The organism is Vogesella mureinivorans, from assembly GCF_007644035.1.
In the GTDB taxonomy this organism is placed as follows: Bacteria; Pseudomonadota; Gammaproteobacteria; order Burkholderiales; family Chromobacteriaceae; genus Vogesella; species Vogesella mureinivorans.
The window spans coordinates 1-263 of record NZ_VMTV02000344.1 but is presented as its reverse complement, the minus strand read 5'-3'; the positions used below and the strand labels follow the sequence as shown (position 1 = coordinate 263).

1 protein-coding gene is annotated in these 263 nt (G+C 70.0%); it reads right to left on the bottom strand.

The genetic code is table 11. From position 1 onward, the window contains the following. A partial coding sequence (locus tag FLQ44_RS10185) for a P-type ATPase actuator domain-containing protein (RefSeq protein WP_147694292.1) occupies positions 1-263 on the bottom strand: 263 nt, incomplete at both ends.

Below are 263 nucleotides of genomic sequence, written 5' to 3'. Positions count from 1 at the left end.
CGTCACCGAGCCCAGCGTCTCCACCGCCGGCAGCTGGCGGACGATGGCGCGGCGCGCGGCCATGCGCTGCACGCCGATGGCCAGGGTGATGGTCATGACCGCGGGCAGACCTTCGGGAATGGCTGCCACCGCCAAGCCGACCACGGCGAGGAAGGCCTCGGTCCAGTCGGTGCCATGCAGCCAGACCGCCAGCAGCAGCACCAGCACCGACACCGCGAGGATGAATACGGTGAGCTGGCGGGCGAATCGGTCCATGCGAGATC